This is a genomic window from Ureaplasma diversum (assembly GCF_000941095.1).
GTDB lineage: Bacteria > Bacillota_I > Bacilli_A > Mycoplasmatales > Mycoplasmoidaceae > Ureaplasma > Ureaplasma diversum.
In genome coordinates this window covers 687,112-713,130 of sequence record NZ_CP009770.1, presented here as the reverse complement: position 1 = coordinate 713,130, position 26,019 = coordinate 687,112, and the positions used below count along the sequence as shown (strand labels likewise).

The window sequence follows — 26,019 nt, the reverse complement described above, 5'->3', positions numbered from 1 at the left end:
AATCCTACCTCTTAAGTTCACTATCATCAATCTCTGAAGGGCAATCTAACATCATATCAACCCCTGCATTATTCTTAGGGAAAGCAACAACATCTTTAATCATTTCACTATTAATTAAGATCATCATTAATCGATCTAAACCAAGTGCAATTCCAGCATGAGGTGGTACACCATAACTAAATGCTTCAAGTAAAAAACCAAATTTGGTTTTAGCTTCAGATGCTGGCATATTAATAGCATTAAACATTCGTTGTTGAATTTCTGGATTAATAATCCGTACAGATCCCCCACCAAGTTCATAACCATTTAATACCACATCATAACTTTGCCCTTTAGCATTGCTTTGATTAGTATCAAAATCATGTTCACATTCAATTGTTGGAGCTGTGAATGGGTGATGTGCAGCTACATATCGTTTATTATCTTGATCATATTCAAATAGTGGTCAGTTAACTATTCAAACAAATGCATCTTCTTTGTTAGCTTTTAGATCTAATAAAGTAGCTAATTGGACTCGCACTGCCCCTAGTGCTTGTGTAGCTATTTCATATTGATCAGCAACTATTAAAATAGTTCCTTTAGTTTTGTTATGAGTTTGTGCAATCTTTAAATAAATATGATGATCATCAATGATATTAGCTAATGAACCATCAACTACTTTATTATCTTGTACACAAACTCAACCTAATCCTTTAGCTTGATTATCTTTAGCATATTTCTCAAGCCCTTGAATTTGTTTTTTAGTTAAGTGAACATCTTCAACAAATAAATAACGAACAACAGCTTTGTTTTCTAAAGCTTTTTTAATAAATAAAGCAGTTGTATCTTTAAAGAAAGCACAACCATCATTAATTTTTAAACCATATCTTAAGTCTGGTTTATCTGTTCCATAATAATGGATTGCATCTTTATAATCCATTCGATCAAACGGAATCTTAATTTCTTTATTAGCACATTCTAAAAAGATGTGGTGTAGTAGTTGTTCAACTAGTGTTTGAACTTGATATTGATCAACAAATGATAGTTCCATATCAACTTGACTAAATTCAGGTTGACGATCACTTCTTAAATCTTCGTCACGAAAACATTTAGCAATTTGGAAATATCGATCAAACCCAGCTAACATTAAAAGTTGTTTAAAGGTTTGTGGAGATTGAGGAAGAGCATAGAATTTTTTAGTTCGTGTTGGAACATAATAATCTCTTGCACCTTCAGGAGTTGGTTTAGCTAGCATTGGCGTTTCTGTTTCAATGAAGTTTTGATTGTGTAAGAAATCACGAATACTTTTTGTTACTTTACTTCTTAGTACAAAAGTTTGTAAATTAACATCACGTCTTAAATCAAGATAACGGTATTTTAAACGCACTTCTTCATTTGCATCAGTTTTATTTTCGATGATTAATGGGGGTGTTTTAGATTTAGAGTGGATGATTAAACTAGTAGCTAAGATTTCAACTTCTCCAGTTGGAATTGAACTATTTACTTGTTTTCGTGCTAATACAACACCAACTAAACTAATAACATCTTCTCTTGATAATGCATTTAATTGATCAAAAATTTGATCATTACTAGTTGCAAAAGCTTGGACTAATCCATATCGATCTTTAATATCTACAAAAACTAAATTACCCATTTTTCGAACACGTTTTACTCAACCATTGATCTTAACAGTTTGGTTGATATAAGAAGCATTAACATGTCCACAATATAATTGTTTGATATTACTCATTATCTATGTTCTCCTTAATAAATTGATGATAGTCAACGCACTGTTGGGTTTTAGTTACTAAATTTCTAACAATTATTTGATTATTAGCAAATTCAGTTGGAGCTAATAATAATAAATATTGTGCATTAATTCGCTCTCCTTGTTTAAGGAGTTTATCAATTTTATAACTATTATAGTTAGATTCAATAACTAATTTAGAATTAGCTCTTAAATGGTGTACTAATTGATTAAGATTTGTTAATAAATTAGCATCTAAACAACCAACTAAATAAACAGGTGCATCTTTTTTAAATAGTTGATTAGTTTGCTCTTGATCTAAATAATACTTAAGCATTATTAAGATTCGTTCAACTCCTAAACCAAAACCTACTCCTTGTACATTAGGACCATTTAGTTCACTTACTAATGAACCATATCTTCCCCCGCCAATTAACGTTGATTGACCTACTAAAACATTTGCTGTTGATACAAATTCAAAAACAACGCCTTCATAATAATCAAGACCACGTACTAAGTTGTAATTAATTTGATATTTAATATTAGCTTGATCTAATAACTTAAGTAATTGATCAAATTCTTGTTGTTCATCTTGACTTATAAAAGCACTAATTTTAGGGGCATTTTTAACAAAGTCTTTATGTGCTTCTTCTTTATCATCTAAGATTCTTAATACATTTGTTTCTAAACGTTGTTGAGAAACAAGTGTTAGTTGATCATAATATTGATAAAAATAAGTTTTAAGAGCATTGATTCAAGCTAATCTTTGCTTTGGTGTTGAAATATAATTGATTTCTAAATTATAATCAACAATCTTTAATTGTTTAAGAATTTGATCAGCTAAACTAATGACTTCAAAATCATCATAAATTGAATTTGCATTTAATAGTTCAACACCAAATTGATGAAACTGACGTTGACGTCCAGATTGTGGACGTTCATATCGAAAACAACTTGAAAAATACATTAACTTAAGTGGGTATGGATTGTTGTTTAACATTTTCTCTTCAACAACAGCTCTAATAACCCCTGCAGTTCCTTCAGGTCGTAATGCTAAAAGTCGATCACCTTTATCTTTAAACAAATACATTTCTTTAGAAACTAAATCAGAACTATCACCTGCAGTTCTTTGAAACAATTTAGCTTCTTCAAAGATTGGTGTTTGAATCATTTTGAAGTGGTATTGATTACTGATCTTAAATAAGGTTTGTTCAAGTTGTTTAAATAACAACATATCTAAACCATAAAGATCAACAGTTCCTCTAACACGGTTATAATTACTCATAATAGTTCCTTTATTTAATAATTAAACAAGCTTTTAGTAAAGCAATAAAACAAGGATTCACCTTGTTTGGTTTTGAATTGTATTCAGGATTGTAAATTAAACCTAAATGGAATTTATTTGGTGTGTAATTAATAGCATCAATATAATTGTTTTTAGTACTTGTTGCATTAATTAATCATTGATTAGCTAATAAGTGTTGATTAACAAATGAACTATCAAGTTCAATGTGGTGACGATGACGTTCATAGATTAAATTAGTGTTATAAACTTGATTTAGTAAAGAATCAGCTAATACTTTAGATTCATATTCTCCAACTCGATAAATTTCTTTATCATTAAGAACAAATCCATTTATCACATAACTAAAATCATTATTATTAGATGTTTGATTAAACACTAATTCTTGGTTTAATTCATTTTTAATATAATCAGCTACTAAGATGTTAATTCCTGTTCCAAAAGCAAGCGTTGGTACATCAAATTCTCGTGCAAATTGCATTGCTAATAAAGCACCATCAAATCCTTTATTATCCCCTGAAATAGTAGGGAATAATAAACAATGCATTCGTTTTAGTTTTTCTTCTATATTATCTTTATTGATTTCATTTGGTTGGATGTAATTGATTTTAAGATCAAGACTTAACTCATAACTAGCTAATAATAAACTTTCAATAACTGATTTATAAGCATCAGGAAGTTCAACAAATTTACCTACTAAACCAACATTTAATTTATGTTTTTTAGGTTCAGTAATTTTTTTAGTGAAATTAGTTCAATTATCAATGTTTTTAGATTGATCAAAATCAATATTAAAGTAATCAAGAATTGAAATATGGATCTTTTGAGCAAATAAGCTGTTTGGGACTAAATAAACTGAATCTGCAGTATAAGAAGCAAAGATCATTGATTCATCAATTGCACAAGATCAAGCTAGTTTTTTAAGTGTTGAATCATCTACTTCAACTTCACTTCGTACTAATAATAAATCAGGGTTTACACCAAGTGATCGAAGTAATTTAACACTATTTTGTGTTGGTTTAGTTTTTAGTTCTTGGACATTATTAATGTAAATAAGAGGTGAGCAGTGGATGCATAATACATTATTTGCCCCATAACTGTGTTTAAATTGAGCAATCGCTTCAATAAAAGCAAGCGATTCATAATCACCCACAGTTCCTCCGATTTCAACGATCACAAAATCAGGATTTAATGAATCTTTGATTTTAATAATATAATCAATGATCGCTCCTGTAACATGTGGAATTGTTTGCACAGTTTTTCCTTCAAAACCATTATTACGTTCTTTTAATAAAAGTTCATAATAAATTTTTCCTGAAGTAACTGAAGAATATTCATTTAAATCTAAATTAATGAATCGTTCATAACTTCCTAAATCTAAATCAGCTTCTTTACCATCTTTAGTTACAAACACTTCTCCGTGTTGATAAGGAGATAAATAAGTTGGATCAATATTTAAATAAGGATCAAGTTTTTGCATCGCAACCTTATATCCTAATTCAACTAATATTCGTCCAATACTGCTTGCACTAACACCTTTACCTAAAGAAGAGTAAACTCCCCCTGTTACAAAAATATATTTTGTTTTTTGGTCTGCTTTCTTTAACATTAAATAATCCTCCAACCTGAAATTGCATTCTTAGCTTCTAGTTCTAAAATTGCTTTTTGTAAATGATCTAAGTTTTTAACATACACTAGTAAATAAGTTTCATGAACTTTTGTTTCTTTATGTTTTTTAATATCAATCTTAACTAGATTAACTTTCATCTTAGTTAAAACACTACAAATCGTGTTTCCGATTGATTCTGTTCAATTACCTTTTAGTAATAAAGCAGCTTTAAAGTAACGTGGTCAATTTGCTAGTTTTTCATCAGATCATTCAACAACAACAATTTTTGCTTTTGAATTGCGAACTTGAACACAATCGTTTCTGTGGATTTCAGCTTTGTTGCGTGTGATCTTAGCCACACAATCAATGCCAGGGATTTTAGTACAACATGTTGTAATCTTAAAACTTGTAAAATAAATATTCTCAAGTCCTGTAAAATATGAAGATTTAGCTAATCATTTCCAAGCTTGGTTTTTAATATTTAAAATTGCTTCATTAGCAATTTTTTTATTTTCAGAAAAAACCTTATAGATCGTATCTGTTGGAATATTAGTTTCAGATAAGTTATCTAAGAATGTATTAATCGATTTAATATCAAATTCTTTTTCTAATCGGTTTAGTACATGTTCTTCACTTGCAATTCTTCCTTCTAAAAAGAATTCAGCATTAGCAAGGAATTGGGATTTAGTTAATTGTTTATTAAGTTCATATTTTTTAGTGTGATTAAGAATATGTTTTTTAACAATATCATTATTAGCAGAGTTGATTCAAGATGGTTTGATTGTTTCAAGATTCTCAGTGTAGTTGATCTTAATCGTATCTCCTGATTCAACATGAGTATCAAAGTGTGATCTTTCTCCATTTCGATAAATTGCTAAAATGTTAAAGAAGTTATCAACATTGTATTTATAAGCCACATCTAATAAGGTTGATCCATTTGAAACAGTGATGAATTTGTTTGAGTTTAATACTAAAACATCAAAGATCGTTCCTGTTGTAATATCTTTAATTGAATTAATATCTTTTTCATTACTGTTTAAAAAGTCTCTTAATAAGATGTTATTAACAGTTAATAAGATATCGTTTTGATTAGCTTCTTTATATTTTCAGTGAGCTGCTAATCCATTATTAGCAAAAGCATCCATTTTATTAGTTCTTATTTGAACTTCAGATAAAACTTCATCAAATGCAATTGTAGTATGAATTGATTGATAAAGATTTCATTTAGGAGCTGAAATATAATCTTTAAAAGTGTTGACTAAATAAGTAAAGTTCATATGGGTTAACCCTAAGGTTTGATAACACATATAAACATCATTTAAAATGACACGGATCGCATAAATATCATGGATCTGTTTAATTTCATATCCAGATTGCATCTTTTTATAAGTTGAATAAACTCCTTTGATCCGACTTTCAAAACGAGCAGGAATATTATTAGCTTCTAAGATATTTTTAAGTCTTAATAAGATTTCATCTCATTTTTTCTTATTGGTTTCAATTAAGTTAGCAATTGCTTCTTTAGTTGATTTATAAGCTTCTGGATCAATGATAGCAAAGGACATATCTAAGAGTTCAGTTTTAACTTTATACATCCCAAGTCGACCTGAGATACTTGCATAAATATCTAATGTTTCTTGAGCTACTTTTTTAGCTTTTTCTGGTTTAACATACTGGATCGTTTGCATATTATGATAACGATCAGCAATTTTAATAATCATTGCTCTTAAATCATAAGACATTGACATAAAAACCTGAATCGAATACTTTTCAGCTAAATTCGTATAAAGGTTATTTTTACGGTTGTTTTTAGAATAAACTGATACTTTAGTTACAAACTTAACTAAAGTTGTTACTTCTTTACCAAAGGTTTTAATCATCTCTTCTTCAGTACAATATGTATCTTCTAATACATCATGTAACATCCCAGCAATTAATGTATTCTCATCCATATCTCATGAAGCTAAGATTTTAGTTGTTGCAATCGGGTGAATGATATAAGGTTCACCAGATTTACGAACTTGATCACCATGGTGATAGTTAGCGAACTCAAAAGATTTATGAACTAGATCAATCGTATGTGTACTATACTTTTTTTCTTTAAGAAAATTTAACAAATCTCTTACTTGTCTTTGAACTAAATTTGGCATAAATAACTAACTTTCAAGCTCTTTGATATCTTTAAATTATACTAAACTTAATAATAACAAAAGATAAGAAACCACATAAGTAGTTTCTTATCTCTATATTTTATTGATAATTAGTTTAATTCTTCATCTTTTGATGGAATGTATTCATCTACGAATTCATCTTCACCATCAAAATCTTCTTCTTCATTTTCAAGCATTACTTGACCATCATCAACGATAATTCCAGCATTAACGATTTCTTTAATTCCCTTAGCAAATGCGAATTTAGGGATATTTTTTGCAGGAATAATGATGTGTTCATTTGTAGCAGGGTTGATTGCTTTACGTTCTGCACGCTCAGTAACTTTAAATTTACCAATAGATCCTAAACGGACTTCTTTAGCTTTTGAAAGTTCATAAACTAATAAAGCCTCATATGTTTCCATAAAGTGTTTTGTCGTCTTTTTGTCTTGACCAATCATTTTAGATAATACATCAACCAATTGGCTTCTTGTTTTAGGTTTGTTGTTGTTTTCCATGCGTGAACCACATCTCCCTATCAAATAAATAATTAACTTATATTACTAGATTATAAGTGATTTTTAATTAATAATGCGAAAATAAACGATTTTAAAAAATTATTAAACTAGCTTGATCGCTGTGTTTAGTGCTAATTCTACCATGTTCTTAAATGTTGTTTGACGTTCTTCAGGTGATAGTGCATCTCCTGTTACAAGTGAGTCAGAAACAGTTAATAAACAAGCAGCATTTTTTTGTAAAACTTGTGCATTTGCAAATAAAGCTGTTGTCTCCATTTCAACACAATCAGATGAAGTTCTTTTAATTAATTGGTCTAAACTTTCTGAATCATTGTTATAGAATACATCAGAAGCATGTGCTGTTACTTCTTTAAGAGCAATGTTATGTTCTTCTGCAGTTTTTAGAATTAAATCATTAATTGCTTGTGTTGGATATAAGAATTTATCCTCCCCAACTTCAGCCCCCATAAATTTAGGATATGTTGAATCAGAATATGAACGTTTAACTAAAACAACATCATTAACATCTAATTCTTTTGTATAAGCCCCAGTTGAACCAATTCTAATGATTGTTTGAACATCATAGAAAGCATATAATTCATGGCTATAAATTCCAATTGAAGGAATTCCCATTCCATGTCCCATTACTGAAACTAATTTGTTTTTGTATGTACCTGTAAAACAAAGCATACCACGAACATTGTTTACAAGTTTTGCATCTTTTAAAAATGTCTCAGCAATTCACTTAGCACGAGCAGGATCTCCAGGCATTAATACAACCTTGGCAATTTCGCCTTTGTTTGCATGATTATGTGCAGTCATTTAAATTCTCCTTAATGTCTGTATAATTAAATATTTTATAGCTTATTGATTAAAAATATTGAATTATTTAAATTTAATTTTATTAAATTCGTTTTCATCAAACACTTTTAAGAATTCATAAACAAGATTAAATGCAGCCATTACATCTTTCATATTAGCTACTCCAAGTGGAGAGTGTAAATAACGTTGTGGAATTGAGAACCCAATTGTTAATACACCACCATCAGGTCCAAACTGAACTTCAGCAGCATCAGTTCCCCCACCTCGGGCAACATATCGATAACAATCGATGTTGTGTTTTTTAGCAAGAGTTTCAAAGTATTCTAATAAACCAGGGTGAACTAAAGTACCCCCATCATTGATTCGAATAGCAACCCCACTTCCAAGTTTAGTTGTTCCTTCTGGACATTTATATGTATCATGTGATGCTGTTGTATCAATGATAATACCAACATCTGGTTTAACTAAACTAACAGCAGCTTTTGCCCCTCTTAATCCAACTTCTTCTTGTACAGTTGCTGCAAAATATGTTTCATTAACTAATTCTTGATCAGCTAAAGCATTAACTAATAAATCTAAAATTCCAACTGAAACCCGATTATCAATTGCTTTACCAACTAAATAATCTTCATTTTTGAAATTAAGTTTTGGACTTATAAAACAAACTTCTGTCCCAATTTTAATTCCAGCATCAATTGCTTCTTGTTTACTTACAAATCCACAATCTACATATAAGTCTTTATTTGGATATGCTTTTGAACGATCTTCAGGACTTAGAATATGAATTGATGTATGACCAAATACACCATCATAACTTGTATTTTCATCAACAATTACCTTAGCTGCTGTTCCAATCACAGCATTTGGTCATACTCCACCAATTGGTGAAATACTTAATTGCCCTGATTCAAGGATTTCTTGAACTACATAACCAACTTCATCCATATGTGTAGCAATTAAGATCTTAGGTCCTTTTTTAGCATGGTTGTGCTTAAAAATAATTGATCCTAATTGGTCTCTTAAATAAGTTACATTAGCATCTTTTAAATTAGTTTTTAGACGTGAAGCAACACGTTCTTCATGACGTGATATCCCATCTAGTTCCATATATTCAATAACACGTTCTTTAACTTGTTTTTGTGTGTATTTTGACATATCTATTTTTCTTTCTTTTATATGGTTAAATTATAAATTATTTTAGTTTACTTGTATACATGTCGTTTAATTGGTTGATCTTCAATTGGATCAATCCCATGTAAAACGGATTCAGCAATATAAGCTAAACTAGCTCCCCCACCAGAAGAAATAAAATTAATCCGTTTATCTAACCCTAAGAATTCAGCATGGTTTGAAGTATCAATATCACTAATAATTGTATAAGCACCCTTATCAGCTTGCTTAGCTACAGCTTTAATGATTTCAGTTGTTCCTTGAGCATAATATTTAATGTTTTCAATCACACCAAATGGACCATTTCAAAGAATTGTTTGAGCATGTTTAATAGCACGTTTGATGATCTTTAAACTTCTTTTACCAATATCAAGAGCATATAATCCATCTAAGTTCTCATCGATTTTACGATAAATTGGTCTAGTGTCTGAGAAATCATTATTACATAAAAAATCAAAACAAAGTGTGATCTTATTTCCATAGTTGTTAAGAATTTGTTTACAATCTTCAATTGCTTCTTTTTCAACTAAATTAAGTCCAACATCAAATCCTTGCACATGTAAGAAGGTAAAAACAATTCCACCCCCAATAATCACATTATCAGCTCTTTGGCAAATGACTTCGATCACATCGATTTTATCAGTGACTCGATTTCCCCCTAATAATGCTAAATAAGGACGTTTTGGTAGATCTAAAGCTAAATCGATGTGATTAGTTTCATTGATGATTGAAAAACCAATCGCACTTTCTTTAGAATGTGATGCTGTTTGATAATTACTTGCTAATAGTCGATGTGCAACTCCAAACGCATCTTCAATAAAGATATCTCCTAAAGAAGCTCAGAATTTACCAAGTTTAGCAGATGCTAATCACTCAAGACCAACATACTCACCTTTTTCATTAACATCACAATAACGTGTGTTTTCTAGAATTAAAACATCTTTAGGTTTAAGTTCTTTAACTAAAGCAACAACATTATCTCCTGTGTTCTCAGGTGAGAAGGTTACTGTAGCACCTAAGCGTTTTAGTTTTCTTGCTAAAGTATCAGCTACTATTCTTAAACTATTTTTACCAGATGTTTTATCTTCAAGTGTATTGATTCTACCTAAGTGAGAAATCACCACTACTTTAGCATTATGGTTAATTAAATAACTTAATGTTGCCATCGAAGCTCGAATCCGTTTATCATTCACAATTTGGTGATTATGAATTAAAACATTTAAGTCTAAATGACAAATAACAGTTTTATTTGTGACATCAACATCACGTAATACTCTTTTGCGTAAATTATTCATAATATTTAAAACATACTATCATATGGTTGAATTTTCATAATAGCTAAACCATTAGCAATTACTTGTTTAACACATCATACTAAACTATATCGTTGTGCACTAACAGCTAAATTGTTTTGATCATGGATTTTAACATTAGCGTAGTAGTTATGAAATAGTTGAGCTAAATCATATAAATATGTAGCAATTTTATGTGGTTCATATAATTGTGCAGCATTTGCAATGGTGTGCTTGAAATAGTGGAGTTGATTAAGTAACTCTTTTTCTTTTTCATCAGTTAATAAATCAACACTAAAATCAAATTCTAAATGTTGTTTATTTAATACTTGATTAGCTCTAGCATGAGCATATTGAACATAATAAAGTGGGTTGTTGTTTGATTTAGATAAAGCTAAATCAACATCAATAACAACATGAGAGTTCATTGATGATGAACCTAAGAATCATCGTAGTGCATCAGCTCCAATAATTTCAACTAACTCTTTAATTGTTAATGATTGACCACTTCTTTTTGATAATTTGAATTCTTCATTATTTTTAGTTAATTTCATCACTTGAGCACAAACAACAATTAAATCATCAGGATTATGTCCTAAAGTTTGCATTGCTGCCTTCATTCTAGCTATATAACCTAAATGATCAGTTCCTCAAATGTTAATTAATTTATCAACTGTTTTATTATCATGACTAAACTTATAATCATGGTATGCAATATCTGGGGTAAAGTACGTGTATGAACCATCTGATTTAACTAAAACCCGATCTTTATCATCACCAAATAAAGTTGTTTTTAATCATTTAGCATTATCTAATACATAAGTATATGGTTCGATTTTTTTAAGTGTTTTTTCGATTAATCCAGAATTTCGAATCATTAATTCTGAAGTATATGTTTGAATATTAGTTCTAATTGAAGCTAAATCTTTTTTAATTTCAGCTAACATAAAATCAATTGAAAATTGTTTAATAAGACTATTAACTTCTTGATCAGATATACATTCATTTTCATTTAATGTAGCATTAATAAATTGATCATTATATTTAGCTTTAAGTTGTTCTGCTACTAAATTAATTTCATTACCATGATATGCATCAGATGGTAATTGGATTGATTGATTAAATAATTGTAAATATCGAACTAATACAGACATTGCTAATTTATCAATTTGATTACCAGCATCATTAATGTAGTATTCAGTTTCTACACTATATCCATAAGTGTTTAATAAATTAGCTAAAGTATCTCCATAAATTGCATTAGCAGCATGTGCAATATGTAAAAATCCTGTAGGATTAGCTGATACATACTCAATATTGATCTTTAAATCTTTTTTAGTAAAATTACCAAACTCATTTTTTTGTTGATAAATACTATTTAATAGTTGAGCATGGTCAGTTGGTTTGATTTTAAAGTTTAAAAAACCAGGAGCTTGGACACTAACTTCTAAAAAATCATCACTTTTAATTTGTTCTTTAATTAAGTTAGCTATTTCAAGTGGATTTTTCTTAAGTTGTTTACTTAAAACTAAACAAACATTAGAATAAAAATCACCAAACTTAATGTTTTTAGTTTTATCAACTACAAAGTTTGAAATATCAATCTCTAGTTTGTTTAATGCTTCTATGATTAAATTATTTATTTTAGAAAAAATCATAACTGCTCCTTAACTTTAATCTTTAAATTTTACCATTAATAAATAACCTTATAAAAAGAAAAAAATCCAATCGCAAATGCGACTGAATTTATAATATATCGTTAGTATTAATAACGGTATTTATTAGCCTCTTTAGTTTTTTCTTTTCGACGTAGGCCTGGTCTTAAATAGTATTCATGACGCTTAGAGTCACGCTTTGTTTCATTAGAAATTCTTTTAAATTTCTTAAGAGCTTTTTCTAAGTCGCCTTCAACTACTACTCCTCTTGACATAAACTCACCTACCATCTTGTAAAAAATAAATTATATTTTATTATACTCCTATTTATACTAAAGTGTTGCAACTTTTTTATAATATAGTACTTAACAATTACTATTTAGGATTTTTAATTTAGCTTCTAAACTATTTTTAGATGAATTAATTTCAGAGATTTTATTAGTTATTGATCCTAATATATCATTATATTTAATAGCATTATTCTCATCCATAATCATTTGATTAGTAATTTCTACTAATTTCTTGTTTTCTAATTTAAGTTCATAGTTTAAATATTGCTTTTTAAATTCAACAAAAGCAATATTAAACTTATTAATTAAAAACTCATGTCCTCTTTTAGTATAGTTAGCTTTTAGATCAACTATTGATTGATCAATTTCTAAAGAAATTATTAGTTCATTAGCAAATTTATGAGTAATATTATTAATTGATTTAAATTCATTAAAGAAAGCAATTAATTCTTGTTTATTATTATATAAACTAATAGCTTTAGTTTGATTAACATTTAAAAGTTCATGTAATCATTCCAGGATCTCTAAGAAAACTAATTCATTACGTTCTGATAAAAATAGTAAACATTCATTGATTTCTTCACAAATAATTTTAAAAATCATTACTTTAAGTGGTTGGTTAATTACTACTTCATTGATTTTTAAAATTCATAATAAATAAGCATAAAAAGCTTTTTCTAATTTCTTTTTAGCATCATTGATTGGATCTTTAATCTTAGTAATTGGTTTTTTGTTTTTAGTGTACTCTTCTGTTACATTTTTATAATTAATATCTTTAGCTAAATTTTGATTAAATGATCGATTAGTATCTTGTTTAATTGATTTAGTATAAGTTTGTTTGTTAAATAATCAATGTTTAACATCTTCTTGACTTAGTTCAATCTTTAAATAATCTAAAAAAGATTGTTTATAAAAATCAAATTGAGCCATTTCGCCATAATTACTAATAATCTTTTTTCAAGCTTGTTGTAAATTGATTTTAGTAATTGAATTTAAATTATTATTGGTTTTTTTAAGTTCATTTAACATTAAATAAACACTAATATGCAATGGTTCATTAAAACCATTGATTAGTTGCTTAATCATTGATTGATCATTACCATACTTTAGGATGTATTCATCAACATCTTTAGTGTTTCAGAATGATTGATCAACTACAAAGATATTAAAGTTATAATCAGCTAATTTATTGATTTGATTAATCGTTGTACTAATACCAGCTTGATCATTATCAAAACAAAAAATAATGTTTTTGAATTGATGTTTTAATAATAATTCTAAATGGTTAGTTGTTAAAGCTACACCCATTGTTGCTACTACATTTTTAATACCAACTTTATATAGTGCAATAGCATCCATAAATCCTTCAACAATGATTATGATGTTATTAGTTTCTTGTTCACTAAGTTTAAGGACATTATTAAAGTTATATAATAGTTCTTGTTTTTTAAAAACATCACTATCTTTTGAGTTTAAGTATTTAGGAGTGTAATTACCAACTGATCTTGCACTAAAACCAACAATGTTATTATAAGGATCACAAATGGGAAAAATGATCCGATTTTTAAAGAAATCGTTTCATTCTCCTGTTTCATTTAAACTTAGTAATGATCAATTTCCTAGATCATTAGTTCCAAACTCATCAACATCATCAATTTGATGATTTAAAAAATAATCATTGATAAAGTTTTCTTTTGGAGCATAACCAATTTTAAAATAATCAATAATTTCTTGATTAATCCCTCTTTTTAATAAATAAGCTAAAGCATCTTTATTTTGTTCAGCTTTAAGAAAACGAGTATATAAATTAGAAACAATTTGATTGATTTTATATACTCTTTCTAGTTTTTTCTGTTCTTTAAAAGCTTTAGATAAATTTTGGTTAATACTAATTCCTAAATTAAATTCTTCATTGATTTTAATAGCCGCTTGATAATAACTAATTTTTTTATAGTTAGCATAAAAACTAATTAAATCCCCAGCAGTATTACAAGAAAAACACTTATAAACACCTTTTTTATCATGAATTGATAAAGATGGGTTGCTATCAGCATGAAAAGGGCAAAGAGCTCGATAACTACCGTTTGAACCAATTAGTTGAACGAAGTTATTAGCAATTTGAGAAACAGTTAATCGTTCTTTAATTTCTTTAAAGAAACCATTTAGTGATTTATCATTTTGATTCATGAGCAGTTTGGTTTAGATATGAAGCTAAATCACTTAGTTTGATTCGTTTTTGAGCCATCGTATTACGCTCACGAATTGTAAATGTTGGATCATCTGATTCTAAATCGGTTTCAAAATCAACTGTTAAACAATATACTGTTCCAATTGCATCTTGTCTTCTATATCTTTTACCAATACTTCCAGCACTATCATAAGTAGCTGAAACATTTAGATCTAAGACTTTTTCATAAAGCAAGTTTGCTTGTTCTTTAAGTTTGTTAACTAATGGCAGTACACAAACTTTATAAGGAGCAAGATCATATTTTAAATCTAATAAGATTCGTTCTTCGTTATCTTCTAGGGTTTGGATATAGGTATTATTAGTTAAAATAGCATATAACAATCGTTCTACACCAACTGATGGTTCAACAACGTGTGGAGTTATTTTTGTTTTTGTAGCTTCATCTAAATAAGTTAAATCCTTTTTAGATAATTCCATATGTACTGATAAATCAAAGTCTGTTCGATAAGCAATTCCATATAATTCAGAGAAACCATGTAAAAACTTATATTGGAAATCAACTGTTTTCTTTGAGTAGTGTGATAGTTCTTCAACTGGATGGTTATGTAATCTTAAATTTTCTTGATCTAAGCCACAATCATTAACTAATCAATTAGTGATCTTATCTACAAATCAATCAAATTTATTATATGCTTCTTGTTCATATAAGAAGTATTCGATTTCCATTTGTTCAAATTCACGAGTTCTAAAAATAAAGTTACCTGGTGTAATTTCATTTCTAAATGCTTTTCCAATTTGAGCAACACCAAAAGGAACATGTAAACGCATTGACCGTTGCACATTTTTAAAGTTAACAAAGATTCCTTGTGCTGTTTCAGGACGAAGATAAACTACATTTTTAGCATCTTCGATAATTCCTTGATATGTTTTAAACATTAGATTGAACTGACGAATTGGTGTTCAATCAAACGCTTTACAATTAGGACATTTAATGTTGTTTTCTTTAAGAACTTTTGCAAATGTTTCATTATCTGTATTTTCTGCAATTTGAATTGAACTATCAAAGTCTTCAATTAATTTATCAGCACGAAAACGAGCATTACAAGCTTTACAATCAGTTAATGGATCTGAAAAATTATCTAAGTGTCCACTTGCTTTTCATACTAAAGGATTGTTAATGATTGCAGAATCAAGACCAACAATATCTTTTTGTTTTGTAACAAATGTTTTTCATCAACTTGCTTTTAAGTTGTTTTTTAATAAAACACCAAGTGGACCATAATCTCAAGCATTTGCTAGTCCATTATAAATTTCAGAGTTTGCAAATACAAAACCATTAGTTTTTAGAAAATTAACTAATTCTTCCTGATTTTGATATCTTCTTTTCATAATCTCAATCCTTTTTGTTAATTAATATGTTTTAAACAAAGTAAATAAATACCTAATTTATCATACAAAACATGACCTAATATTTTTAAAAGTGCTTTTGCAGTATTACTATCTACTTCATCCTTATTAGTAATATTACTAAGCTTTGCTAGTTTATGTCACAACTTTAAACATTTAATGTTATATTGGATTAAATCTGGGTTTAATTCAAAACAATCATGACAAACTAAATGTTGTTGATTTAAATCAAGTGTTTGTAATTGCATCCTACTATTACAAACACCACAACTATTTAAATTAAATACAATCCCGTTCATTAACATAAATTTAATGATTAAAAAACAAGCTGTATAATAATCATCTATCTCTAATAAAACATAACCTAAAATCATTTGATAAAAGAGATAATAATCATAGTTAAATTCAACAACACTACTAACTAATTGACTTAAGATAATTAAGCTATATGTGTTCTCATATTTATAATCAATTTGATCTAAACTAACTACTTTTTTGAGTTTGCTCATTTTATTTTCAGCTCTTGCATGAAAGAATTCAAACTCTAAATAATTACCAAAGAATAAACTTCGTGCATTTTTAGATGAAATCCTTCTTGTACCATAAGCAAACATTACAAACCGGTTTCCGTGTTCATTAATAAAAGTTAATATTTCATCAAAAACATCGTAGTCAGATCGTGCAACCAAATAACCTTTTGTTACTATTTCAGCCATCTTTATTGATTAATTTTATAACCTAATCCTTTAACAATTGTGTTATTGTCTCGTCAGTTTTTTTCAACCTTAACAAATAATTTTAATGTTATGTCACAATCATATGTAGCTAATAGTTGTTTACGAGTATTCATCCCGATTTGTTTAATAACTTGTCCATCTTTACCAATCACAATTGGTTTGTGTGAATCTTTTTCAATAATGATTGTTGCATTAATTAATCAGTGATTAGTTGCACTATCATACTTACTTTCATTGATTTCAATACCAATACCGTGTGGTACTTCATATTTTAGTAGTTCAAGGCATTGTTCTCTGATCAATTCTTGAACTCAGAACTTATCGGTTTTATCAGCTTTTGAACGAAAATAATCAGTTACTACATCACTTTTTAAATATTGCTTAATTGTGTTTAGTAATTTATCAATATTAATGTTATGAGTTGATGAGATCTGAATTACATCTAAAAAATCTAAATGTTGTTTTAAACTAGCTACACGTTGATCGATTAATTCTTGTGTTTTTGCTGTTTCTGCTTTTGAAACAACTAAAATGATCTTTTCTTTTTTGTTTTCTTTAATATGGTCAATAATTTTATAATCATCTTCACTTAATGGTTTATCCATACTTGTTAAAAGTAAAACCAAATTAGCTTCTTTATAACTTACTTCAACTTCGTGATTTAAAAAAATATCAAGTTTGTTAGCTTCATTATGATACCCAGGTGTATCTGTAAAAATAATGACGCTATCTTCATCTTCATACAATTCTTTAATCGCATTTCTTGTTGTTTGTGGTTTAGCTGAAACAATTGATACCTTATTTTTACTAATGGCATTAATAAGGGATGATTTCCCTACATTTGGTTTACCAACAATTGCTACTATTCCATATTTTTTATTTACTATTGTTTCCATACTAACGGCTAATTTTTAATTCTTCTAAAATTTCATCTTGTAATTTAAACATTACTTTTTCATCTGCTTCATTTTCATGGTCATACCCTAATAAATGTAATAAACCATGGGTAAATAAGAAGCAAATTTCACGACGTAGTGAATGGTTATATTCTTTAGCCTGTTCAATTGCTTTCTCATAACAGATATACATTTCACCTAATAGTGGTGTAATGATTTCTGAATCATCAAACGCAAAAGAAATAACATCGGTCACATAGTTTTTGTTTCGATACTTAGTATTGATATCTAATATTGTTGCTTTATCAACAAAGTGACATTCAAATAAACGTTGATGTTCTAAATTTAACTTAACATTAATTAAATCAACAATATCATCGAAGTCAGATTGATACTCATTTTCATCAAATGTAACAACTTCATTATTAACACTAAATTGCACTACTATATCCTCAAAGTTCCACTTATTAATTAAAATGTATAAATTTAATTATATTATTTAATGGTTAAGTTAGTAACTTAGAATGATAAAAAGTGATTAAAAGTTATAAAAATGCAATAATTTGTTGATTAATTTAATTCCTTTCATTTTCTTAATTAGTTACTTTTAATCAGAATTTGAAAGCAAAAGTAAATTAATCCTTAATAATGTTATAATTATTTGTTGTTAACCTTATCTTATTTCTTTTTATAATTAGATAAGGTCAAATACATCTTCAAGGAAGCTGTTGTTATAAATGAGTTCTAAAGCATTTAAAAGCAAATATGTTAATAGCAAGAAACTTCTTGCAGGGATTGCATTAGGTGCAACCGCAGTGGCGGTTGCTTCGCTTTCAGGTGGACTTGGATACTATATTAGTAAAGATCAAAAGCAAACAGCTAGTAGTTTTGATGATCGGATTCAAATTAAAACCCATTTTGCTTTAGATCCGACACTAAGTGAATCAGAAAATCAAGCTCGTTTAAATAATATAGCTAATAAAACAACAGCTATTTATAATCGGTTCGGTTTAAAAGAATTAGAAGTTAAATCAGCAATTAAGCATCAAAGTAAAGATATTAAAGATAGTAATGCTTTATTTGGTGAGTTAGTTTATGATTTTAATTTACCAAGTTATAGACAATTTGCATCAGTTAATTTACTTGATAAAGAATTTACTAATAAACAAAAAGTTGCTGCTAAATTACAACTATTATCAACTTTTAGTTCGTCTAATAGAATTGAATTACAAAATATTTCAAGTTTATATAATCACAAACCAACATTAGCTACTAGTTTAAATGATCAAGAGTTTTTATTACAAAACTGAAAAACCTTAAATCAAAATCCTGATTTATTTGAAATTAAAACAAGCCGTAACCAACAACCACATGTTGAAATTAAACTTAATCAAAGCGATCAAAAGTTCTCATTAGAGATGTTTGATAAAGAGTTTTCAAAAAACTACAACTACGCTCCAACTACTTCTTCATCTCGTCAAACAGCTATTACTAATTTCCAAAGAACCAATAGACCAAGAGCTAAACCAACTAATTCTTGGTTAATGTGAGTTAATCGGGATGCATTAGTATCTAAACTTAATATGCTTGCACTATTAGCATATGCACACAATGAACCATTCACTGATCCTAAAAAATGAGCTGATGTTGATGATGTGTATCAAAACCTACCAGCAAATGGTGAAGATCGTGCATATGTTGATTGAATCAAAGCTGAAACAAAAACTAAACCTTATGAACATTTCTTAATTACAAGTAATGATTTAAATCAGCAATATAATCCAATTGATAATAAACTTATTAGTTTACTAAATGCTTTTTATCGATCTAATAAGCATAAAGTATTACAACAACCAAATCCCCAAAATCCAAGACAATCACAAACACCAATGACTTTTGCTGATTATGAAATGTTTTATTCTTGAAACATTAATAAATTAGCATTAGTTCGAGGTTATGTGTATGCAATTGATTACAATAGCTTCTTTAATTATTTCACTGAACCAAAAAGAACAACGCAAGCTGATAAATATGAAACTGATCACTTAGTATTAAATCAAGCTAATACTTCAGTATCAACAGCTAATAACTTCTTACTATTAAAGAATTCATTAATTTCTAACTACATTAGTTATCCACAATTCTTAGTTAAAGATAAAAAATACCAAGATGCTTTTTATCAATATATAAACACACCATCAATTATTGCATCAAAATATCAACAAGGTATTATTAAAACCTTATCTATTAAAGATAGTATCTTAATTGGGTTTGGTGTTTTGGTTGGTATTATTGGTATTATAGTTGCTGTTTTATACAAATTCAATGGATTGATATTTGCACTATTATTAGGAATTGGTTATTTAGTTCAATTAAGTATAGCTAAAGCAGCTAATTTTGGTTTTAGTACAGAAACATATGCAGCTTTATTAGTTAGTTTAATTATTCCAGTCTTTGGTTTTGTAAACTTACAAAGTGATCTAAAACGGTTTATGAATAAAGGTTATTCATATAAGAATGGATATTATTTAGCTAATAAGAAAATGATTACTAATAATGGAATGATGTACTTATTAATAATCTTAATGTCTTTAGTCTTTATGTATTTTGGAATTGGTTTAAACACTAGCTTTGGTTATAGTTTAATCTTTGGTTCTATTGCTTATTTACTAACTACATACTTATTAGGTTTAATAATGCATTTCTCATATGCAACAATTTTTGAATTTAAACCACAAACCCATTTATATGAACCATATCTATCAACTGCACTAAAAATCAATAACAACATCTTTGACTCTAAACTAAATGAATATGAAGAACAAAAGAACTATTCATTATTAGCTCAAAAGCTATTTAATAATAATAGTTATAAATATGTTTATTTAGTACTAATAGGTATTATTACTTTAGCTGGACTTTTAATGTTAGGTTTATGATTACCAACTAATTCAGAACTATTTAATACTTTAGTTCAAGTTGATGTTAATAAGATCTTAAATCAAACTGAACTTGATAAAATCAACAGTTTAGTTGATTATGGTAATAGTGATAAATTAATTACATCACTTTATTTAGATGCTAATGCAGCTGATTTTGAAACTGATTTAAACACTATTAAAACAACTTATGGTTTAGATAATGTTTTAGTTTATTCAAACCATATCCCATTATTCACTGATCAACTTAAAAATACAATTTATAGTTATTTAATCATTGGTGTAATAGTAACAATATGAAGTGCTATTTGATTTAAATTAAAATCTTGTTTAGTAATTTTAAGTAATGTAGTTGCATGTACTTTAATTTTCTTTGGTATTAACTCTTTATTCCGTTTACCAGTTTATCAAACAGTTATAACTGCAGCTAATAGCTTATTTGTTCTTATTTGTGTAATTAGCTTTAATATGTATGCTAATTTAATTAAAATCTTACAATTTAATCAAGAATGAACAAATAAACAAATCAATACACATTTACACCATAGTTTATTTCAATATTTAAGTAGATATAATATAATTTACATTGTAATGTTAGTTTGTTTATTAACTTTAATGATCTTTGTTCCTTATGAGTTAGTAATCTTAAATGCAATGGTTGTCTTTGGTATTTTATTTACTAAGTTCACAATTGTTGTATTAAATAGTTTATTAACATATGCTATTTACAAAAAAGCAAATAGCAAGTATGGAGCAAACTGAAGTTATGACAAGTTTGATGAACAAAGTATTGCTAATATTAATCAATTCTAGGAGCAAAAATTATGATTTCAATCGATTACATCAAATCAAAAATCAGAGATGTAGCTGACTTCCCTAAAGAAGGAATTATTTTTAAAGATATTACACCTTTATTTCTTGAACCTGCAATCATTAATAAGATTGTAGAAGAGTTTGAAGCTTTTGCTAAAACTTTAGATGTGGATGTAATTTTAGGAGCTGAATCTCGTGGTTTCTTATTTGCAGTTCCATTGTCTTTAAAACTAAACAAACCATTTGTTTTAGTAAGAAAGCCAAACAAACTACCTGGGGATGTTTATAGTGCTGAATATACACTTGAATATGGTAGTTCACGTGTAGAAATTCATAAGGACGCATTAAAACCAAATCAAAAAGTTTTAATAGTTGATGATTTATTAGCAACTGGAGGAACTGTTCAAGCTATTGAAGACTTAGTTCGTCAAGCTGGATGTGAAGTTGTTGGAAGTACTTATTTAATCAAACTTGACTTCTTAGAAGGTGAAAAGAAGCTAAGTGGTAAAGTAAATGCTTTAATTACTTATTAATTAAATTAATAATCAAAAAAGTGCCTTTAAGTTGGCACTTTTTCTTTTGTCTTTTTATTCTTAATTTAGCTTTGCTTGTTGGTTTTGATTTTGCAATCGATCTTCCTCGAAAGTAAGCCCAAGTGCGGTGTTGCAATTGAACTTACTTTCGAGGAACATTTGATGTTTTATTAACTAGATATCATGATGCTATTAATTATCTTAATCAAAAAACAAATCATAGAAATAAAAATAAAGTTAACTTCTATGATATGACTTCAAGTATTTTAGAAGTCAATACTGGTTCAATTGATACTGATTATATTAACTCTCGATTTGAAAAATATATTAAATCTTTAAATGATGGATCTAATGTTGAAGATATAGAAGCAGCTAAAAAACAACTACATAGTAGTTTTGCTTATCTATCAAAAGATGAGCAAAAGTATGCTTCTATCTTCTTAAAGGATATAGAGCGAGGAGAAGTTAAAATCATTCCTAATAAATCTATTAGAGAATATATTAATGATTATATTGTTGAAGCTAGCAACAATAAAATCGACATAGTAGCTAAAACATTTCTTAAAGAAGGAAAAGAACAAGAACTTAGAAATATAATACAATTAAACCTTAATGCAAATAACCTTAACGCATACAATCGCTTTACTGAATTTAAAAAATGTATTGATATAAATAAAGCTGCAATATACTTTAATCAATTAGAACAAAAAGAGTTAAGTACAAAGGATATTAATACTAAAATTGATTCTTTCTTCCGTGCATTTGTTGTTGATGTTGATAATACTGATTTTAAAGATCTTAATGAAAACAAGAGTGAATAATTTATCAGTTATTGATTAGTATTTAATTAATAAATAGTAATGAAAAAACCTAGGAATGCCCCTAGGTTTTTGTTGTGTTAATATTAGTTAATTGTTACTTTTTTAGTGTTCTTGCTTAATAAGTTCTTACTCTTATCTTTAGTTAATCACACACTTGTAACTTGGTAAGTTCCTTTTTCATCTGTTTTGTTAAATGGTAAGTAAGATGAAATATCAAATGTTACTATATCTCCATTTACTTGTTTTCTAACAAAGTATTCAGTTTTTCCTACACCAAAACCTGATGCTAATTGTTCAACTTCTAATCTTCCTTTTTCTAATTTAAAGGCTAATCGATCTTTTTCAATTTCAGCAAAAGTCTCTTTTGATGTTTTTAGTCTTAATCAAAAATATTTTTCATCATCAACTCAAAAGTTAACAGGTGTTAATTGATTTTTTCTTTCTTCATCTTTTTGTTTTGCTTTTACAAGAATACCATTGATATCTTGTGATTGTTTAGAGCCGTTAATTTGATTATTGAATGTTTCTTTATCTTCAGGTAATAAGTTGGTTAATTTGTTAACTTCTTCTTTAGCTTTTTCTTTTTCAGATGCTAATTTTTGTTCAGGTGTATCTTCTGTTGGTGCTGCATCTTGTTGTGAACCTTGTGTTTTTCCATTAGCTCCACCATCAACATTACCACTTGAAGAATCTCCGGCTTTACCCTCTTCTCCTTCTTGTTGACCGTTCATTTTTTCTTTTGTTTGGTCATCATTTAATTTATCTTTTTTATTATCACCTTCTGAGCTATCACCATTTCCTGAACCCATATCACTATCTTTTTTAGTTTCTTTTTCTGTATCAGTTTCTTTTGGAGTTACAGAATCTTTGTCATTTTTAGGTTGTTCTGAATCTTTTGGATTTTCTGTTTGTTTCTTAGATTCTTCTGATCCAGAATTTTGTGGGTTAGAATTATCTTTTCCTTGGTTTGTAGAACTATTTGATGGATCAGAACCTTGATCGCCTTGTTTACCATTAGTTGAACCATTTGACCCTTCTGTTGATCCACCATTTTGTGAACCTTTGTTGTCAGGGTTTGGTACACCTGGTGTATTATTAGTTGAGCCACCTGATGAATTTGTTGAACCACCAGTTTCAGAACCTTGTTTAGTTCCGGTTGTAGTGCTACCACTTCCTGGATTAGCATTTGTTGTTCCACCGCTGTTTGAACCTTTGTCAGTTGGATTTGTAGTGTTACCACCACCAGGGTTTGAAGATTCATTACCACCTGTTTGTGGTTGTTCTACTTTCTTTTCAGTTGGTTTAGCTGGTTTCGCCTTTGTTGGTGCACAAGCTGCAACCACTCCTATAACACTAACCCCTGCCATAATCGCACCAACTGATAAAGCTAGTGCTTTTTTGTTTTTGAATTTACTCATATATTAATAAATCCTTTGATAGTTAAAATTATGTTGAAAATTCCCTTTTAAAAGTTTGGATTGTGAAATATAGAGCAATTCTAAATTCAATTTTTCGGGTTGCAAAAAAAAAAAAAAAAAAGGGACTTTCTGGGTAAATGTTCCGGTTAAAAGTGTTTTAGTAGATTCATAATTTGGTTTCTGTTTTTCTTTAGAATGTAATTGTATAGAAACAAAAAACCAACATTTTCTGTCGGTTTTGATTATGTTTTTATATGTTTAATTTTTATGCTTAAGTAATAAAATGAGGAAGTAGATGGTTGTATTATGATTTAAATTCAATAGTATCCTTTAGTAAGTTGTTCTTTTGAGTATCATTACCAAATCAAAGGTTTTTGATGTATCAATTACTTGCCCCTTGCTCATTTTCATATTTAAAATCAGTGAAAATTAAGAATGTTGTTTTTCCATTTGATTCACCTAATTTTCTAGTTCAAATTTTTGTAGGACCAACTGTTGCAAAATAAGTAGCCGCTTCAGTTTCTCGTTTGTTATTTTCAATTTTAAATCCAAATTGTTTTCCATCAAATTGTGAAAATAACTTAGTAGATACTTTTAATGTAATTTCTGGATACTTTTGAGCATCTCGTTTAAATCCAGCAAGTTCTAAAACCATATTATTAACATCAATTATTCTTTGTGATAATTCATCAGACAACTTAATTGTTTGGCTTGTATTTGAATTAATTTCATCAAATAATTTAATTGATTTAAATTTGTATTTGCTAATCAATTTAATACCTTCAAATTTAAAAGTTGCTTCATTATTTTTTACTTCAACTTTATCAGACTTGATAACAGTTTCATCGTTGCTATTATCAACAAGTTCGACTTCTACAAATTTTTTATTAGCATTTTGAAATTTTAAAGGTAAAACAAAGTCACCATTACTTTCAGTAAGTTTAGCATTAGGATCTAAGCTAGCTGTTGCTGCTGGTTTAACATTTTCATCAGCTTGTGGTGATGAGCTTTCAGTATTAGGATCTTGTGGTGCTTCAGTTCCTTTCTTACCTTCGTTTTGTTTGCTTGAACTATCATCATTTTCTTTTGGAGACTCAGCTTGCATATCAGGCTTTTCACCACTTCCTGGACTTGAGGGGTCTACTTTTTGGTTTTCTGATGGATTCTGATCATTAGTACCACCGTGTTTTTCACCTTTTTGATCTGAACCCATAGAATCTTCAGATGGTTTAGAACCTAAATTTGGTGTTTTATCATCTTTCATTTCTTGATTAGAACCAGAACCTACACTTGGATTGTTCTCTTCAGTTTTTGAATCACTTTTTGAATTGGTGTCGCCACCTGAATTATTAGGATTTTCAGGCTGTGCTTGGTTATTTGGATTAGCTGTCTTAGGATCTTCTTGTTTAGTTCCTGATTCTGGATTAGTTGCTCCTGGATTTGTATTAGTTGCTCCTGGATTTGTATTAGTTGAACCTGCTGATGGATTAGTTGTATTATTTTCTGAACCTTGACCACTTGGAGCTGTAGTGTTACCACTTCCCGGGTTTGTAGATTCAGTCCCACCAGATTGAGATGGGTTTTGAGTACCTTGAGAAGGTTTATTTGGTTTTGCTTTTGTTGGTGCACAAGCTGCAGCCACTCCTATAACACTAACCCCTGCCATAATCGCACCAACAGATAATGCTAGTGCTTTTTTGTTTTTGAATTTACTCATATATTAATAAATCCT

20 protein-coding genes are annotated in these 26,019 nt (G+C 28.4%); 3 read left to right on the top strand and 17 right to left on the bottom strand.

What is annotated here, in order from left to right; genetic code table 4:
- Window positions 1-4: 4 nt before the first annotated feature.
- The 15 genes from aspS to ybeY all read right to left on the bottom strand — a co-directional run bounded on the left by aspS (window position 5) and on the right by ybeY (window position 18,205).
- Window positions 5-1,729 (bottom strand): aspartate--tRNA ligase, encoded by a 1,725-nt coding sequence (aspS, locus tag JM47_RS02795; RefSeq protein WP_208894885.1) that lies wholly within the window; start codon window positions 1,727-1,729, stop codon window positions 5-7.
- Window positions 1,722-3,011, bottom strand: coding sequence for a histidine--tRNA ligase (hisS, locus tag JM47_RS02790; protein ID WP_208894884.1), 1,290 nt, complete (start codon window positions 3,009-3,011; stop codon window positions 1,722-1,724). Before hisS ends, aspS begins: the two co-directional genes overlap by 8 nt.
- Before the next feature lie 10 nt (window positions 3,012-3,021).
- Window positions 3,022-4,638 carry a CTP synthase gene (locus JM47_RS02785; protein WP_208894883.1) on the bottom strand — a complete coding sequence of 539 codons (1,617 nt, stop codon included), beginning with the start codon at window positions 4,636-4,638 and terminating at the stop codon, window positions 3,022-3,024.
- Window positions 4,638-6,788: a RelA/SpoT family protein gene (locus JM47_RS02780; protein ID WP_208894882.1), complete on the bottom strand. Its 2,151-nt coding sequence runs from the start codon at window positions 6,786-6,788 to the stop codon at window positions 4,638-4,640. Before JM47_RS02780 ends, JM47_RS02785 begins: the two co-directional genes overlap by 1 nt.
- 110 nt (window positions 6,789-6,898) lie before the next feature.
- Window positions 6,899-7,306: an HU family DNA-binding protein gene (locus JM47_RS02775; protein WP_208894881.1), complete on the bottom strand. Its 408-nt coding sequence runs from the start codon at window positions 7,304-7,306 to the stop codon at window positions 6,899-6,901.
- 102 nt (window positions 7,307-7,408) lie between these two features.
- Entirely contained in the window at window positions 7,409-8,128 is a 720-nt protein-coding gene (gene deoD, locus JM47_RS02770) for a purine-nucleoside phosphorylase (protein ID WP_038101860.1), read from the bottom strand.
- Between the two features lie 63 nt (window positions 8,129-8,191).
- On the bottom strand, window positions 8,192-9,283 hold the full coding sequence (locus tag JM47_RS02765; RefSeq protein ID WP_208894880.1) for a M42 family metallopeptidase: 1,092 nt from the start codon (window positions 9,281-9,283) through the stop codon (window positions 8,192-8,194).
- Between the two features lie 47 nt (window positions 9,284-9,330).
- Window positions 9,331-10,593, bottom strand: coding sequence for a phosphoglycerate kinase (gene pgk, locus JM47_RS02760; protein ID WP_208894879.1), 1,263 nt, complete (start codon window positions 10,591-10,593; stop codon window positions 9,331-9,333).
- 5 nt (window positions 10,594-10,598) lie between these two features.
- Window positions 10,599-12,248 carry an arginine--tRNA ligase gene (gene argS / locus JM47_RS02755; protein ID WP_208894878.1) on the bottom strand — a complete coding sequence of 550 codons (1,650 nt, stop codon included), beginning with the start codon at window positions 12,246-12,248 and terminating at the stop codon, window positions 10,599-10,601.
- A 107-nt stretch (window positions 12,249-12,355) separates the two neighbouring features.
- Window positions 12,356-12,520, bottom strand: coding sequence for a 30S ribosomal protein S21 (gene rpsU, locus JM47_RS02750; RefSeq protein WP_038101883.1), 165 nt, complete (start codon window positions 12,518-12,520; stop codon window positions 12,356-12,358).
- A 90-nt stretch (window positions 12,521-12,610) separates the two neighbouring features.
- Window positions 12,611-14,722 (bottom strand): DNA primase, encoded by a 2,112-nt coding sequence (gene dnaG, locus JM47_RS02745; protein ID WP_208894877.1) that lies wholly within the window; start codon window positions 14,720-14,722, stop codon window positions 12,611-12,613.
- A complete protein-coding gene (locus tag JM47_RS02740) occupies window positions 14,706-16,112 on the bottom strand; it encodes a glycine--tRNA ligase (RefSeq protein ID WP_208894876.1) in 1,407 nt (468 codons plus the stop codon). Before JM47_RS02740 ends, dnaG begins: the two co-directional genes overlap by 17 nt.
- Before the next feature lie 17 nt (window positions 16,113-16,129).
- Window positions 16,130-16,846 carry a DNA repair protein RecO gene (gene recO, locus JM47_RS02735; protein WP_038101877.1) on the bottom strand — a complete coding sequence of 239 codons (717 nt, stop codon included), beginning with the start codon at window positions 16,844-16,846 and terminating at the stop codon, window positions 16,130-16,132.
- A 2-nt stretch (window positions 16,847-16,848) separates the two neighbouring features.
- Entirely contained in the window at window positions 16,849-17,763 is a 915-nt protein-coding gene (era, locus tag JM47_RS02730; RefSeq protein ID WP_208894875.1) for a GTPase Era, read from the bottom strand.
- A gap of 1 nt (window position 17,764) precedes the next feature.
- On the bottom strand, window positions 17,765-18,205 hold the full coding sequence (ybeY, locus tag JM47_RS02725; protein ID WP_038101881.1) for an rRNA maturation RNase YbeY: 441 nt from the start codon (window positions 18,203-18,205) through the stop codon (window positions 17,765-17,767).
- A gap of 295 nt (window positions 18,206-18,500) precedes the next feature.
- Here ybeY and JM47_RS02720 point away from each other — a divergent pair, with 295 nt between their 5' ends.
- The 3 genes from JM47_RS02720 to JM47_RS02710 all read left to right on the top strand — a co-directional run bounded on the left by JM47_RS02720 (window position 18,501) and on the right by JM47_RS02710 (window position 22,869).
- A complete protein-coding gene (locus JM47_RS02720) occupies window positions 18,501-21,515 on the top strand; it encodes a hypothetical protein (RefSeq protein WP_208894874.1) in 3,015 nt (1,004 codons plus the stop codon).
- Window positions 21,516-21,526: 11 nt separating this feature from the next.
- A complete protein-coding gene (locus tag JM47_RS02715; RefSeq protein ID WP_038103034.1) occupies window positions 21,527-22,048 on the top strand; it encodes an adenine phosphoribosyltransferase in 522 nt (173 codons plus the stop codon).
- A gap of 122 nt (window positions 22,049-22,170) precedes the next feature.
- Window positions 22,171-22,869 carry a hypothetical protein gene (locus JM47_RS02710; RefSeq protein WP_208894873.1) on the top strand — a complete coding sequence of 233 codons (699 nt, stop codon included), beginning with the start codon at window positions 22,171-22,173 and terminating at the stop codon, window positions 22,867-22,869.
- A gap of 83 nt (window positions 22,870-22,952) precedes the next feature.
- On the opposite strand, the gene JM47_RS02705 is transcribed toward JM47_RS02710, so the two are convergent.
- Together JM47_RS02705 and JM47_RS02700 are read right to left on the bottom strand one after the other, a co-directional pair.
- Window positions 22,953-24,287: a GA module-containing protein gene (locus JM47_RS02705; RefSeq protein ID WP_208894872.1), complete on the bottom strand. Its 1,335-nt coding sequence runs from the start codon at window positions 24,285-24,287 to the stop codon at window positions 22,953-22,955.
- Between the two features lie 304 nt (window positions 24,288-24,591).
- Window positions 24,592-26,004, bottom strand: a complete 1,413-nt coding sequence (locus JM47_RS02700; RefSeq protein WP_208894871.1) for a hypothetical protein — start codon at window positions 26,002-26,004, stop codon at window positions 24,592-24,594.
- Between the last annotated feature and the right edge of the window lie 15 nt (window positions 26,005-26,019).